General features: G+C 58.2%; 11 protein-coding genes. All 11 read right to left on the bottom strand.

Annotation, left to right across the window (positions count from 1 at the left end):
* Nucleotides 1-686 precede the first annotated feature (686 nt).
* Nucleotides 687-1868, bottom strand: a complete 1182-nt coding sequence (locus G3N58_RS32070; protein WP_206001200.1) for a porin — start codon at nucleotides 1866-1868, stop codon at nucleotides 687-689.
* Nucleotides 1869-2235: 367 nt separating this feature from the next.
* Nucleotides 2236-3801 (bottom strand): tripartite tricarboxylate transporter permease, encoded by a 1566-nt coding sequence (locus G3N58_RS32065; protein WP_206001199.1) that lies wholly within the window; start codon nucleotides 3799-3801, stop codon nucleotides 2236-2238.
* Nucleotides 3802-3805: 4 nt separating this feature from the next.
* On the bottom strand, nucleotides 3806-4288 hold the full coding sequence (locus G3N58_RS32060; protein ID WP_206001198.1) for a tripartite tricarboxylate transporter TctB family protein: 483 nt from the start codon (nucleotides 4286-4288) through the stop codon (nucleotides 3806-3808).
* 37 nt (nucleotides 4289-4325) lie between these two features.
* The gene (locus G3N58_RS32055) at nucleotides 4326-5285 is read right to left on the bottom strand and encodes a tripartite tricarboxylate transporter substrate binding protein (RefSeq protein ID WP_241017317.1); all 960 of its coding nucleotides are present in this window, start codon (nucleotides 5283-5285) and stop codon (nucleotides 4326-4328) included.
* Nucleotides 5286-5351: 66 nt separating this feature from the next.
* Nucleotides 5352-6809, bottom strand: coding sequence for a lyase family protein (locus G3N58_RS32050; protein WP_206001197.1), 1458 nt, complete (start codon nucleotides 6807-6809; stop codon nucleotides 5352-5354).
* Nucleotides 6810-6894: 85 nt separating this feature from the next.
* Nucleotides 6895-7866 carry a LysR substrate-binding domain-containing protein gene (locus G3N58_RS32045; protein ID WP_206001196.1) on the bottom strand — a complete coding sequence of 324 codons (972 nt, stop codon included), beginning with the start codon at nucleotides 7864-7866 and terminating at the stop codon, nucleotides 6895-6897.
* A gap of 177 nt (nucleotides 7867-8043) precedes the next feature.
* Nucleotides 8044-9480 (bottom strand): MFS transporter, encoded by a 1437-nt coding sequence (locus G3N58_RS32040; RefSeq protein ID WP_206001195.1) that lies wholly within the window; start codon nucleotides 9478-9480, stop codon nucleotides 8044-8046.
* Nucleotides 9481-9617: 137 nt separating this feature from the next.
* On the bottom strand, nucleotides 9618-10724 hold the full coding sequence (locus tag G3N58_RS32035) for a mandelate racemase/muconate lactonizing enzyme family protein (protein ID WP_206001194.1): 1107 nt from the start codon (nucleotides 10722-10724) through the stop codon (nucleotides 9618-9620).
* A 177-nt stretch (nucleotides 10725-10901) separates the two neighbouring features.
* Nucleotides 10902-12056, bottom strand: a complete 1155-nt coding sequence (locus G3N58_RS32030; protein WP_206001193.1) for a mandelate racemase/muconate lactonizing enzyme family protein — start codon at nucleotides 12054-12056, stop codon at nucleotides 10902-10904.
* A gap of 73 nt (nucleotides 12057-12129) precedes the next feature.
* The gene (locus tag G3N58_RS32025; protein ID WP_206001192.1) at nucleotides 12130-13074 is read right to left on the bottom strand and encodes a LysR family transcriptional regulator; all 945 of its coding nucleotides are present in this window, start codon (nucleotides 13072-13074) and stop codon (nucleotides 12130-12132) included.
* Nucleotides 13075-13349: 275 nt separating this feature from the next.
* Entirely contained in the window at nucleotides 13350-14450 is a 1101-nt protein-coding gene (locus tag G3N58_RS32020) for a porin (protein ID WP_206001191.1), read from the bottom strand.
* Between the last annotated feature and the right edge of the window lie 225 nt (nucleotides 14451-14675).

The following is a 14675-nucleotide window of genomic DNA, read 5'->3' as shown; positions in this document are numbered from 1 at the left end:
TCAAATAAGTACAACTACCAAGAGATGAAGAAAAAAGAGCGCGGGCGTGGAGCGAATCACTGATGGGATGGGCGTTGCGAGGTATTTCGCTTTGGCAGAATACTATTATCGGCAGTCAGGATACTGATTATCGGCAATATCGTGTTGCGGTTGCGAATCTTTGTCGGCAGACTTCGCGGTGAAATGGCCGCTAGTGGGCGAAGAAACACTTCTGAAGTATTTGTGATACCCGCGCGACGCTTCAGACGAACAACGCCGCAATGCTTATCGGCATCGACCACAGGCTCTGACATTTGATCCACTCAAAGAGCGACTAACTATTTTCAGCAAGATTACGCTGGCCGACTGCGCGGTTCTCCCAGACAGGTTGCTTGCGGTCTTATGGGCCGATCACGCGCATGGCTGAAGTCCGCCGGGTCCGCGATTGGCCTTTTGCCGTTGAGAGGATGAGTGCGTCTTAAGGTGGCGTGCGAGAGCGCTACCTATTCGGCCCGGCTAAACATGGGCTTCTTTTTATGCGGATGAAGCTCTCGACATTGAGGTCTGGCCGCCTCGCTAAGCACCGCTATCTTGTGAAAGTCCGTTATTGCAGTTCGAGGGCTTCAAGCTGAGGGGTGTCCGCTAGCTGGGCCGATCTGCTCCGTGAAAATCCGCCACGGAGCATGCCGGCTCTCGTCGATGCTCTCTTAGAACTTGTGACGCATCCCTATGCGAATGACAGCCTGACGATCGCTGCTGGAAGGTGAAGACTGGTTGTTAATGGATGCGATTGCGGGACGGTTACGCGAATCGGTTCCAGATGCTTTCTGGTAAGCCCCGAGGAGATAAACGTCGGTTCGCTTCGACAGCAGGTAGTCGATACCGGCCATCCCCTGTTGATAGGTCGCGCCATTATTGATCCCCGTTGCAGACGACACACTGCTGCTGTTCGTATAGTTGTATGCCAGACCGACCAGCAACGCAGGATTGATCTGGTATCTCAGGCTCGCTTCCGCGCTATTAAAGTGAACACTTCCCTTGTATCCCGACGGATTCGGACCGCTCGCCGAGTCCCCCAATTCCTTGAACGCAACGTTGGCGTACGTCGCACCCAGCGTCGCCGCGCCCAGCTTGTATGCGACGCCGGTGGTGACGACCTGGTAGGTGCGCGCGGACGTGAAACCGCTGAAGATCGGGTACGTCGTATTGGCCACGGCCGCCGAAGCGGTTCCCGACGTTGCGTTGCCGAATAGACTGATATTCGGATTTCTCACGTTGAGGTACCCAGCTCCGACCTGAAGCGGCCCCATCGTGTAACCTGCGCCCAAAGACCACGCCTGATTGCGCGAGGTAGCTCCAGCCACGCCACCCAGGCTGTAATCGCCTCCAAATGAAAATCCGCCGTAGGAAATACTTTTGAACTTGACGTCGTTATTGATGCGGAAGGTATCGTTCAGATTGTCCACGTCGGCGGGATGCGCGTTGATATTGCCCGCCCACTGGTTACTCACCGCCATCGCCCCCACGAAGTCCATCGCCGACGCGTACTGGCGGCCGAGGCTCAAAGTACCATAGGGACTATTCAGTCCCACCGAAGCCTGACGCCCGAACAGGAGCCCGCCTTGACCGAGTTTTCCGGTACTGGCATCAAAGCCGTTTTCCAGATCAAAGAACGTACTGAAACCACCGCCCAGATCCTCGAGACCGCGAAGCCCCCAACGGCTCCCCTGCATCACTCCGCTTTGTGTAGCGAATACCCTGCCTCCATTCATGTTGCTATTGTAGTTAATGCCCTCGTCGATAATGCCATAGAGCGTGACGGAACTCTGGGCATAAGTGTTGCCAGCAAACAGAATTGCGCCAGTGGCTACACAGCAGATAATCTTCATATATTCGTCTCCAGTTGTGAATAACAGCTGCTTGTTTTTCTCTTTTAACTTCGCGAGAAAGCTCAATTCTTATTAGGCGAAAACAGAACCAGAAACGACTTACGGACCGTCATGCGCAACGCGCACGCGGCCACGACGGCATTGGTGAATGTCGTCGATGCAAGTGCCTGGAATGGGTTGGCGTCTCGTCTACCGCGTGGTGTTTACAACAGGCCCAACACTGGTGCCGAAGAAATCTTTCCTGAACGCGTGCGGACGAGGTGCTAGTCTGTACCTCGTCCGCACAATGAATCGGGTTCTTAAACTACGTGATGTCTCGACGCCCTATCGGCGTGGCGACGCGTCATTACATCGCACGCATGCCGCACTACCGCTTCGTTACAACCCCCTCCGTCTGACATGAGGCTGCTCCGTCCCTCGGCACGGGCGACACCCTGCGTCGGCTAAATCGACTCCGCATCGCAAAAAACACTTGTGCGAAAATCAATAGAGCGCATGCGGCAACGAAGCACGCGCTAATCGGCTGGTCGACGAAGACTGCGAGGTTTCCGCGCGACAGCAGCATTGCACGCCGGAAGTTCTCCTCGATCATCGGACCTAGTACATAACCCAGCAGAATCGGCGCGACGTGAAAGCGCAGCGTGAGCAATACCGCGCCGAAAATGCCGAATACGAGCGTTTCGCCAATTTCGAATAACGCGTTATTCGTGCTGAACACGCCGACCGCGATAAAGAACAAGGCGGACGGATACATCAGCCGGTATGGCACGCGCAGCAGCTTGACCCATACTCCGATCAGCGGCACATTCAGCAACACCAGCAGCACATTGCCGATCCAGAAGCTCGCGATCAGCCCCCAGAAGATATCCGGGTGATCGCTGATCAATTGCGGTCCCGGCTGGATGCCCTGGATCAATAGCGCGCCTAGAATCAGTGCCATCACCGCGTCGCCCGGTATGCCGAGGCTCATCGTCGGAATGAAGTCGACCTGAGTCTTCGAGTGTGACGCCGCTTCCGGTGCCGCAACGCCTTCAAGTGCGCCATGACCAAAGCGCTCCGGCGTCTTCGATACTTTCTTCTCGAGCGCATAGGCAATGAACGTCGTGATCGTCGGGCCGGTTCCCGGCATCGCGCCGAATACCGTACCCACGAACGTGCCGCGCAGCATCGGGAAAAACGCCCGCTTCATCTCGGCGGACGAAGGCCGCATGTCGCGCATCGACAGCTTTGTGCCGCCGTCGACCGATTGCATCCGGTTCACGTTGAGCAGGAAGTCCGCGACACCGAACAGCCCGAGCGCGAGCGCAACCAGCTCGACCTTGTCCGACAGCTCGACAAAGCCGAAAGTAAAGCGCGCCACACCACTGTTCACGTCCGTGCCGACCATGCCGATCAGCAGACCGAGCGAGGTCATCGCGATGCCCTTTATCGGTGAACCCCGCGACATCGTGCCACCTGCGATCAACCCGAGCAGCATGATCGAGAAAAGCTCGGCCGGCCCAAAGTCAAACGCAATCTTCACTAACAGCGGCGAGGCAAAGATCATCACGAGAATCCCGCAGGACGCGGCAAAGAACGATGCCATCATCGTGATGCCAAGCGCGGTGCCTCCCCTGCCCGCACGTGCCATTGGATAGCCATCGAGGCACGTCACGGCGTGCGGCGGATGGCACGGCAGATTCAGCAGGATTGCGCCGATCGCGCCGCCGTATTGCGAGCCGTAGAAGATCCCAGCCAGCATGAGTACCGCGGCAACCGGGTGCATCGTGTACGTTAGCGGCAACAGCATCGAGATCGCCGACAGCGCGCCCATGCCGGGCAGCACGCCGATCAGGTTGCCGACCAGCACGCCGGCGAACGACCACATCAGATTGTGCGGCTCGAACGCGACGCCGAATCCCTGTACCAGTTGCGACAAGGTTTGAGCGAGCATCGCGTCAGCCTCCCCACGTGAAGAGCGGAAACTGCAGTTGCAGCGCCCACCAGAACACGGCCGCGCAGACCACGCACATCGCGAATGCAAGCTCCGCCGCGTGGACGATCGAGTTGTCGCGATCGCCGAGAGCTGACACGAACACGACAGCAAACGTCGCCGGCATCAGCCCACCGTAGCGCCCGACGACGATAAAGGCGATCACGCCGAGGATGATGCAGATCCAGCCGCGCCATTCGACTCGTGACGTGTTGCTGCCCTCATCCGGCTGACCCCGTGCGCCTAATGCGATCAATGCGCCCATCAGCGCAAGCACCGCACCAACCGCGACGGGAAAGAAGCCTGGTCCCATGTGACGCAGGTCGCCGGTCCCATACCCGGCGCCGACGTACGCGGCACCAAGCCCGATCAGCAGCATCAGACCGCCGCCGTAATAGTCGATATGGAAGCGGTGCTCGCCAGCGACCGCTGCTCTCCTCTGATCCATGTCTGTCTCCATACACGTCAAGTCATGCCTGATCGCGTTATTGCTGCGGCACCTTCGCGCGCTTGATCACGTCGGCCCACTTGACCGTATCCGTCTTGATTAGCGCAGTCAACTGATCCGGCGTGGAGCCGATCGTCTCAATGCCGTTGTCGTGGAACGTCTTCTGCAGCGAGGGCGAATTGAGCGCCGCGACCACCGCGTCATGGAGCTTCGCGACGATCGGCGCAGGTGTGCCCTTCGGTGCGAGCAGTGCATACCACACATCGGACTCGAAGCCCGGTACGCCGGCTTCGGCGAACGTCGGCACGTTCGGCAACACGCGCGAGCGCTGTTCAGTCGACACCGCCAGCACGCGCATGCTGCCGTTTTCGATCCACTGCTTCGCGCCGCCAACGCCGCCGAACATCACCTGCACGCGATCCGCGAGCAGTTCGGCATACTCCTCGCTGCCGCCTTTGTATGGAATGTGGACCATATCGACGCCGGCCATCGATTTGAACAGCTCCATGGATAGATGCAGTCCGCTACCGATGCCGCTCGATGCATACGAGAACTTGCCCGGATTGTTCTTCGCAAGCGTGATGAATTCCTGCAGTGTGTGCACGGGCAATTTCGGATTGACGAGAAGGAAATAGGCCGCGCGGCCCACGACCGTAATCGGCGCAAAGTCGTTGATCGGGTCGTACGGCAAATGGCGATACAGCGTCGGGTTCACGGCTACCTGCGCGGTGAGCGGCAGTATGATCGTGTAGCCGTCCGCCGGTGCATGCGCGACATAGGACATGGCGATGTTGCCGCTCGCGCCGCCTTTGTTCTCGACGATTACCGACACGCCGAGTTGCTTGCCGAGTTCAGCCGCGAGCGGGCGCCCTACGATGTCTGCGCCGCCGCCGGGCGTGTATGGCAGGATGAGGCGGATTGGCCGGTCCGGGTACTCGGCGAATGCCGACGTGCAGAAGCCAAGCGCCAGCAGGAAAAGCAGGACAGTACGCAACAAGATCGTCTCCTTTGTTTTATAGATGGTGTGTTACGTGCGCGCCTTCGGCGCGCGGCGCTACGCGCGTCAACGCGTGAGTTCGACGGCGAGGCGCTGAAGCTCAGCGTCGGCCCCAGCGAGGCGCGCACGAGTCGACTGGTTCCAGTCGAGCGCCGCGGCCGCCGCGCGGCTCTCGGCGGCGAACATCCGCTCGACCTCGTCCAGCTGCGGCCCGCCTGTGCCGCGCCGGTTGAACACCATCTGCGCCGGGTCCACGCATTGCGTGAAGGCAGCTTCATCGAGCGGCATCGGTGTGCCATTGGTTTCTTCGTACAGTCGCATGGCCTCGTCGTAGCCGATATCGCACAGACGCTTACGCAGCCCGCGCCCGTAGTCGGTCAGTACCGACGCGAAGTGATGCCCGATACGGAACGGCACGTTCGCGCGCTGCATCAGTTTGTCAGCGATCTCCGTGACCGTCGAATAGTCCGCGTCGACCTCCGCGCGCGCCTGCTCGCGATTCACAACAAGTGAGCGAACCACACGCTCGAGCAACGTGAATACCGCGACGGGGCGCGTCGTTGGCAGCGGATCGTATGAGCGATAGTCGAACATTCCGGTGCGCACGTTATGGGCGAGCATGAATGGCCCTTGCATATCCGCGAGCAACAAGCTGCTTTGCGCGCGCAACTGTTCCAGCGCGGCGGGATTGCGCTTTTGCGGCATCAGACTACTGACACCGATCAGGTCACCGGCCTGCAATGTGAGCCATGGAATCGGCGCCGAATATTGTGCGTGCAAATCCTGAGCGAACTGGCCGATCTGCACCGCGGCGACCGACACGGCGTTCGCATAGTCGAGCACGCAGTCGACAGGCGCGAGATGGTTCGCGTCGTACGCGTTCTCGATCAATCCATCGAAGCCGAGCAGCGTCGCAAGACGCTGGCGGTTGATCGGAAAGCTCGAAGTCGACAGCGCCGCCGCGCCCAGGCTGCTCAGGTTCAGCCGCGCCCACGCCTGAACGAAACGTTCGAGTTGCCGCCCCATGCCGCTCGATAGTGCCAGCAGGTAATGCGCGAAGGTCGTCGGCTGCGCCTGCACGCCATGCGTATACGCGGGAATGATGGTGTCGCGATGCTTGTCGGCCAGTTCGACGATCGCGCCGCGTGCCGCCGCGAGTGCGCGATGCGCGTTCAGCAGGTCGTCGCGAAGATTCATTCGCGCAAGCAGCGAGGCAATGTCCTGACGGCTACGTCCCGCATGAACAAGTGAGGCCTGTGAACCCACTACCGCAACGAGACGTTCTTCGTACTGAAGGTAGTCGCCGGACTGCGGCGCGTTCGGATCGTCGTCGATAGCAAGCATACCTGCCGCAATTTGGGCCGCGACATCGGCTGCGATGATACCTGTCTCAGCAAGCATCAGAAGTGATGCCTTGTTGATTTGCGTCAGAAACTGCAGGGTGCGCGGCCCGCCGCGAAACGTCTGATTGACGTCGACGACAGGGTAGTGAGGGTTGGACACGCGCTCAGTGGAATTCGACATCGACTTGTAGCTCCTCGCTTCTTCTCTTGGGAATGCATGAAAGTCTGCGGGGGGACAACCATGCAGTCAAATGACTTATTCCGTATCAATCATGCCTTTGAAGGAATGATCGACTGAGCAATTCGTCGCCATTCGGTAGCTGTGCGGCGAGCGTTTCGGCGGGATAACCGGGTAACAACAGCCTGATGAAATCGAACGCGAACACCTTCAGCAGATGGTCGGCACACACCGTCACCATTGCACTCGGCGAGGGAAACATATGGCTCACGTCGATCTGCTTCAGGCGCCCGTCGGTCTCGTCCTCCATCGCCATTTTTTGCACCACCGAAATGCCAATCCCCTGCGCGACATAGGCCTTCACGACACTCGCGTCCATCACGCGAATCGCGATGTTCGGCAGCATCCCGTGCATCTGGAATGCGCGATGAACGATCGCACCCGACGTAAAGCGCTCGTCGTGCACAACCCACGGCCATTTGACAAGCTCCTCGAAGGTTATCGTTTCGACATCGAGCAATGGATGCCCCGTTGGCACAATCAGGCAGCGCTCCATTTCATAAGCGCGAATCGCGAGGATGCGCGACAGCGTGTTTTCCGGCACCGTGCTCAGCCCGATGTCGATGGTCCCGTCCCGCACACCAAAATAGATCTCCGACGGCGCTCCCATCGAGTACTCGATCTGCACCTTCGGATAAGCCCTCAAAAAGCGCTCTGTGATCGCCGGCAGTCTGTAGCGCGCATGAATATGCGTGGTGCCGACTCGCAGCACGCCAACGATCTCCGAGCTGTTCGCATTCGTGTGCAACTGCTGCAGCGCGCGAGCGTCCTGCAGCATGCGCCTCGCGAGCGCGTACGCCTCGCGTCCTTCGTCGGTGAGCCCGATAAGGCGGTTGCCGCGCCGCAGGAAGATAACGATGCCGAGCTCGCTCTCGAGCGCACGAATCATTTTGCTGACGCCGGGCTGCGTGGTGAATAGCATCTCGGCGGTTCGCGATACGCTGAACTGGTTGTTGACCACCTGTCGGATGCAATTGAGCTGCGCAAGCGTGATTGTCATGGCTATGGCACGTGCTCCTGGCCACTCGCCCTGGCACTCATCCAGCCGGGCAGCGTTCGTCCGCTCAATGCTGTCTCGTGCGATCTATGCGATGTGGGCCTCGAGCGTCCGCGGTCCTTTTGATGAAAAGCGGCATCGTAACCGGTGCGAACGTCTACAGGGGCAACAGCGGCCCGATCAGGTCCCGGTTGCCTGGTCAGCCTTGTCGCGCTGTCCGAATTGCAGAGCCGCCACAATCAGCATGGACACCAGCAGACAGCTAACAAAAACGATCATATAGGCCCGCTCCGACGCGATCTTCGTCCCGTTTATAACTAGAGCCGCGAAAGTCGCCGAGCCGAACGCGCTGGCCATCGCACCACCGATATTCTTGAAGGTTTGATACATTCCGGCCGATATGCCGCGTTCGTCTGGCAGACAGACCTGACTGACGCGACCGGAAAGCGTTGTTTGCAGCAGGCCCGAGCCGAATCCCGTCATCATGCTGAACAGCATGAACTGCCAGAGTATGTGGGTGGCCACCATCATGCCGGCAAAGCCCACGCCGAGCGCAACGCCGCCGATGATTCCGCACGTCCTGTATCCGCCAAACGACCTCACGATCTTCGCGACAATCAACGCACCCACGACCGTAACCAGGTACTGCGGCAGAAGAAGCCAACCAAGCGTCAACACTGAAACAGAGAACCCGAATCCCAACTTTTCATGCGACGCGCCCAGAAACAGCACGACAGTCGTCTGGGAGCCGTAATAGGCGAATCCCCACAGAAAACTCGAAATATAGTAAGGTCGCGCGCGCGGATTGTTGAGCATGCGCAGATCGACAAGCGGGAACGCCGTACGTTGTTCGAACTTATACCAGGCCACCAGTAAAGCGACGCCGAGAACGATTGCACCGAGCACGATGGTATTGCCCCACCCCGCCTTAGGCCCGTAAGCGAACGCGAGCAGGATCGCCGCGACGCCGCCACCCAACATTACGGCGCCTGGCCAATCCATTGCCCGTCGTGTCGCGGGCGCGGGTGAAGCGGGTACCAGCAGCATGATCGCAATGACTGACGGACCCAGCAACGCGATCCAGCTCGCAAATACCCATCCGATTCCCGACGTTGCGCTGAACACGTAGGCTGCAAAAACCGGACCTATCGCATGGCCCGCGGTCATCGCCGCGGCAAGCGATCCAATGCCATAGAGTGCGGCCTGTTCGCTTAGCGAGTTACGGAATATACCAATGGCCAATGGCGTGATAGCGGGACAGAAGCCGAGGAGGAATCGGCCGACGAGGAAAACACCATAGTTCGGCGCGACGACGTCCAGTGCGATGCCCACCATGCTCACGATAAGCGTGAGTATCGTCATCTTCTTGTGGCCGTAGATATCGCCGAGGCGGCTCAGTGCCGGGCATGTTACGCCCACGGCCAGCAGATAAACGGCATTGAGCCAGAACGCCTCGCCTGACGTTATTTCGTACCGGCGCACGATAGCGGGAATAATAGGTAGTATTCCGCCGATAAACACACCCTCCGCCACTGTTGCCAAACTCAGCGCAAAAATTACTCTGCGCGCCAATGTGGTTGCTGCCTGGTTTTTGGTTCGCTCTAACACCACGTCCATGTTTCCTTCCCGCGTTAGCCAATCTTAGCCACTACTGGCTAGTGTTAATCACGCCTGGTCGCTCGCCACCGGCCGGACGAAAAATTGAGGACCGATATCCCATCGCCTCCACTTCATCCGGGAGGTGACATCGATCGCTAATTCACGCGATAGTGCTTGACCATGTCCCAATCCAGTTGGAGGCCGAATCCGGGCCCTTGCGGGATCTGGATCACTCCATTCTTCGGATTGGGGCGGTTTGCGATCAGTCCGGCCCACAACGGGTCACGATCCGCCTCGAAGCATTCCACGCAGAGCCCGTTAGGAATGGCAGCGATCATCTGCATCGCAATCTGCGATTCCTCGTGATGACCGACACGTAATCCATGCAGTTGGGCAAGTGTCGCGGCGCGTCGCCATTCGGTGATGCCACCCGCTTCGGAGGCATCGAAATTGATAATGTCCACCGAGCCGCCTTCGACGAGTCTGCGAACGCCCGCAGCGCTCATTTCGCTCTGCCCCGCATCGATCGGGATCGATGTCCTGCGGCGCACCTCCGCCATCATGTACGCATCGTCGTGCCACAGACACGGCTCCTCGAACCACGCGATGTCGTACTGCTCGATCAAGCGCGCAAACTTCACTGCCTCGGAAACGGGCCATCCCCGGTTCGCGTCGACGGCAATCCAGAAGCCATCGCCGGCTCCCTTGCGTGCCGCCTCCACGCGCTTCGCGTCGGCTTCGGCGGACAGGCCGCCGACCTTGACCTTGCATCCCATCAGCCCCGACTCACGCAGACGCTCCATCTCGTTACCGAGATCCGTGAGCGTCTTTCCCTCCTCGTAGTAGCCGCCAATAGCGATCAACGGCAGTTCCTGTCGATAGCCGCCGAGCAGGCGGCATACGTTCACACCCGCCGCCTTGCCGAGCAGATCCCAGATTGCGCTGTCCATGCACGCGATCGCCTCCATCACGAGCTTGCGATCACGATTCCATTCCGTGGCCTTGAACATTTTTTGCCAAAGACGCTCGACAGCAAAGACATCCTCGCCGATCAGCATCGGCGTCAGCTCGTTCTCGAGAATATCCACGACCTCGCGCATCTGAGCGCGATTGTCGCCGTTATAGACCTCGCTGATGAGGCCGCTGTCGGTCTCCATCCGGGTAATCGTGGTACATCGCTTCGTGACGCTGTATTTGCTTCCGCCAAATGTGCGGCTCAGCGGCATTTCGATAGCAATGACCGATACGCTTTTAATTTTCATCAGGCATCCGTGTTCATCCGGGGGATGAAAGCTGGTGTCGAGTCGACACATTCATTCTTCAGCAGACTGTGGAAGAGGCTGATACGGCCGTTCCCACGCTGGCGTTGCGCTCAGCGCCATACCACCGCTACCGTGCCAGTCTCCTTGGCCGTAGCAGTGGTGTTCGACGAAATCGCACTACTGTTCGATCACGGACCCGTCGAGATGCGGACGCATCGTGAGGGGTCGATCGACTTTGGGAAAGCGCTTCTCGACGTCCGGCACGAACTCGATGCCCAACCCTGGCGCGGTCGGAATCTCGAGAAAGCCACGCACCGGCTCGGCAAACTCTGAAAACATTTCTCTGCCGGGCAGTTGCGTCGTGCCATGAAGGTTTTTCGAGGACGACGGATATTCCTGAATCGCGAAATTGGGAATCGATGCATCGAGGTGCAATTCCGCAATCAGATTAAGTGGCGACAAAGGATTATGAGGCACGACTTCCATATCGTTTGCTTCGGCGAGCGCGGCAATCTTTTTTGCGCCCGTAATGCCGCCGCATAGACCTATCGAAGGGCGCAGGAACTGCACGCCGCGTCGCCCGATAATCGATTGAAACAGGTGCATGTTGAAAAAACGTTCCCCCGTCGCGATGGGTACAGGAATATGGTCGGCCACCCATGCCATGGCGTCGATGCCTGTCGGCTTCAGAGGATCCTCATAAAACATCGGAAAATACGGTTCGATGCCGCGTCCGAACGTAACAGCTTCCGCCGGGCTGAGGCGGCGGTGCAATTCAATGCAAAGATCGACATCCGGACCCAGTGCTTCGCGCAGCATCCGCACGACTTCGACGGCATCCTCCATCTTGCGGGCATGCGGCCGGAAATATTGCTCGTAGTCTTCGTCAAGAAACGGGTTCAGATGGCCCAGCGCGGTAAAGCCCTGTTCCTTGCGCAGCAAGGCCTCGTCGATCATTTCTGCCCGGGTGCGTGCCTTTACGTGCCCGTACAGCCGGACTTTGTCACGCATCCTGCCACCGATGAGCTCATGGACTGGCACCCCGAGTGCCTTGCCCTTAATATCCCACAAAGCGATATCGATTGCGGAAACCGCGCCCATAATTGCCGTGCCGGTGAAATGATTGGCACGCTGCAATACGTTCCAGTGATGTTCGATCTGGCGCGCGTCGCGCCCAACCAGATATTCTCCGCATTTGACAATCGCCGCGGCACTTGCCTCGAGCTGGCCCCATGCGCCGGATTCGCCAATACCGCGAAGACCATTTTCAGTGACGATTTCCACGTAAAGAAAACGGTCGGCGAATATCGGATTAACACTCTTTATTTTCATCTACTGACTCTCCACCTATATGGAATTACCTTTCATTTGTGAAATTATAGGGAAGCGTCAGGAATATCAATTTCTATTTTTTTAATTCAGCATTCTCCAATGGAGAAGACTGACCTTGGGCGAGCAGTAAGTCTTTCAGGAACAGTCGCGCTGACGGCGGAATAAGATCGTCACAGTAGTAAATACGTATGCTCGCCCGCGCCCAGTCTTCTCGCAACGCAAGGCAGCGCAACCCCAGGCTCTCGGCCTCGGAGGGGACCATGATCTCGGAAAGAATACCGATGCCAAGGCCGGCGGCAATCATCGACCTCATGACATCGAAGGATGACACCGCCCTGTATCTCAATTCATGGCCAAGCGTGGCGGCCTGATTGACAAGAAACGAGCAGAGCGTGCTCTTGGGCCCTAGTGTTATATGTTCGAAGTCGATCAGGTCCTCGAACCTCACCCATTCGCGGCTGGATAGCGGATGGTCTTTCGGTACGGCGACGATCAGGTCGGCTGCCTTGTACGGTACGGTCGTCACCGACGAAGGCACCTCAAGTACGGAAAGGCTGAGCCCAAGGTCAGCGCGACCGCTCGTGATTTCAGGGACGAGCGACCAGCCGTGGATCTCCTGCAGATCAACGGCGATCTCAGGATTCGTCTTCACGAACGTACCGGCGAAAGCAGCGAGGCCACCAACGATCGCCGACTGGCTCGAGGCTATCCGCACTCGCCCTCGAATGCCCTCCGAAAATTCTCTCATGGCACTAGCCGTTTCATTCAGGCGTTGCATGAGCAAACGGATCTGCCTGGCGAACTCGTCACCAGCGGGCGTGGCCGTCACGCCACGTGCATGGCGGTTGAACAGCGATACGCCAAATACGTACTCCAGATCCTGGAGCCGCTTGGTGACGGCTGAAACCGCAATGTTGCTTCGCTCCGCTGCCCGGGTAAGACTGCCTTCCTCATAGGCAATAATGAAAAGGCGCGCGGACTCCAGATCGAGGCCTCGCATCATATCGAATGTTTTCATGCCGGCCTCGGCGGCACGGTTGGTTCGAGCGTGATTCTTCATAGGTTATAGGTTGCAATTGGTCCTGAACCTATGAATTTAGCACTCGTTGGATCGTGCCGGCGTCACATCCACGATACGCGGGCGATGACCGACATCCACAGATGCAGTGGATCGACGCCCTCGTCGACCATCACAGACACACGCCCATCCCATTGCTGGCCATTGGTAACCCATTGGCTTTCTTCCGGACGCCCGCGCCGCTTGCAGTCACGGACTGAGCGGTCACGATTCCGTCAGAAGCGATGACGCAATCCCAGACTTAAGATTGCCTGATTCGAACCGCTTGATGACGGGATGGTGAATAGCGTCGCTAGCGCGTTCCCGCCATGCGCATGTTCGTAGTTGAGAACCGCATACAGATCAGTGCGTTTTGACAGGAGATAGTCGAGCGAAAGCATGTATTGATTCCAGTGCGTTTCATCCAACCGCGAATACACGACGCCTCCCAACACCGTCATACTCGGCGTCAACGTATACGTCACTCCGCCGTCCCAACTGCTCAGCACCGCGCTCGCCATTCCGTTTTTCATATCCGTGAGCGAGTAAACTCCATGCACGAGTACCGCGCCGATCTTGTAGCTCGCCCCTGCGGCAACAGTCGACAGACGCGTAAGATTGATTGTGCCGGTTTGCACGGCACCAAACAGGCTGGGTACGCCGATCGACGCGTAAGGCGTGATCGTTGTGTTGTTTATGCTGGTGTACGCAACCGCCATATTCAGGTTACCGCGCCCGTAGCTTATTCCGTAGCTCTGTGCACTGCCTTCCGCGAGATGCCCAGGAACGCCGCCGGGCGCATACAGGAGACCGATCTTTAAACCGCCCATCAGCGTGGGGCTTTGATATGCGATTGCGTTGTTCAACCGCTCGCCGGCAACGCGGTCGTAGTCGCCCAGGTGAAACCCATACGTACCGGCCTGAGCCATGTTGGCCATCGGATAGAGCAAGACCTGGTAGTCGTATTGTCGCCCCAACGTCAATGTGCCACCTGGTGCCGCGAATCCGACATAGGCTTGACGCCCAAACAGCAGGCCGCCTTGGCCGAGTGTGCCGTTATTGAGCGCGAAGCCGTTCTCCAACCTGAAAACGGCCTGGTAGCCGCCCCCCAGGTCCTCGCTGCCCGTGATGCCCCAGCGGCTACCCTGTATGTTGCCCGATGCCTGCGCAAACGCAACGTGACCACCCTCGTTGCTGACATAGTTCAGACCTTCATCAATAAGTCCGTACAGCGTCACGCTACTTTGAGCGTGGACGCAGAACGCCATACACATGCCTTGAGCAGCGATCGCCCACTTTGCGAATTTCACATTTTTTAATCTCACCATGGTCTCCATAAATTGATTTCTTCAACTATTTTTTGTTCGAGGATCACATCCAAATCGAGGAGACGATCACTAGAACGATATCAGCCACGTTGAAGGAATTTACTTATTGTAGTGGTCAACTGATTCCGGACACTGCGTTAAGTTTTTCTTCCGCGACAGCCGGCGCCAGTCCGTCATTGAACTGATGCGGCCGTATCCAGTTGTACCTATGCATCAGGTAGTGACTGATATCCC

This window comes from Paraburkholderia sp. Ac-20342 (assembly GCF_017104985.1).
Classification (GTDB): Bacteria; Pseudomonadota; Gammaproteobacteria; order Burkholderiales; family Burkholderiaceae; genus Paraburkholderia.
This window is presented reverse-complemented; position numbering and strand designations above follow the sequence as displayed.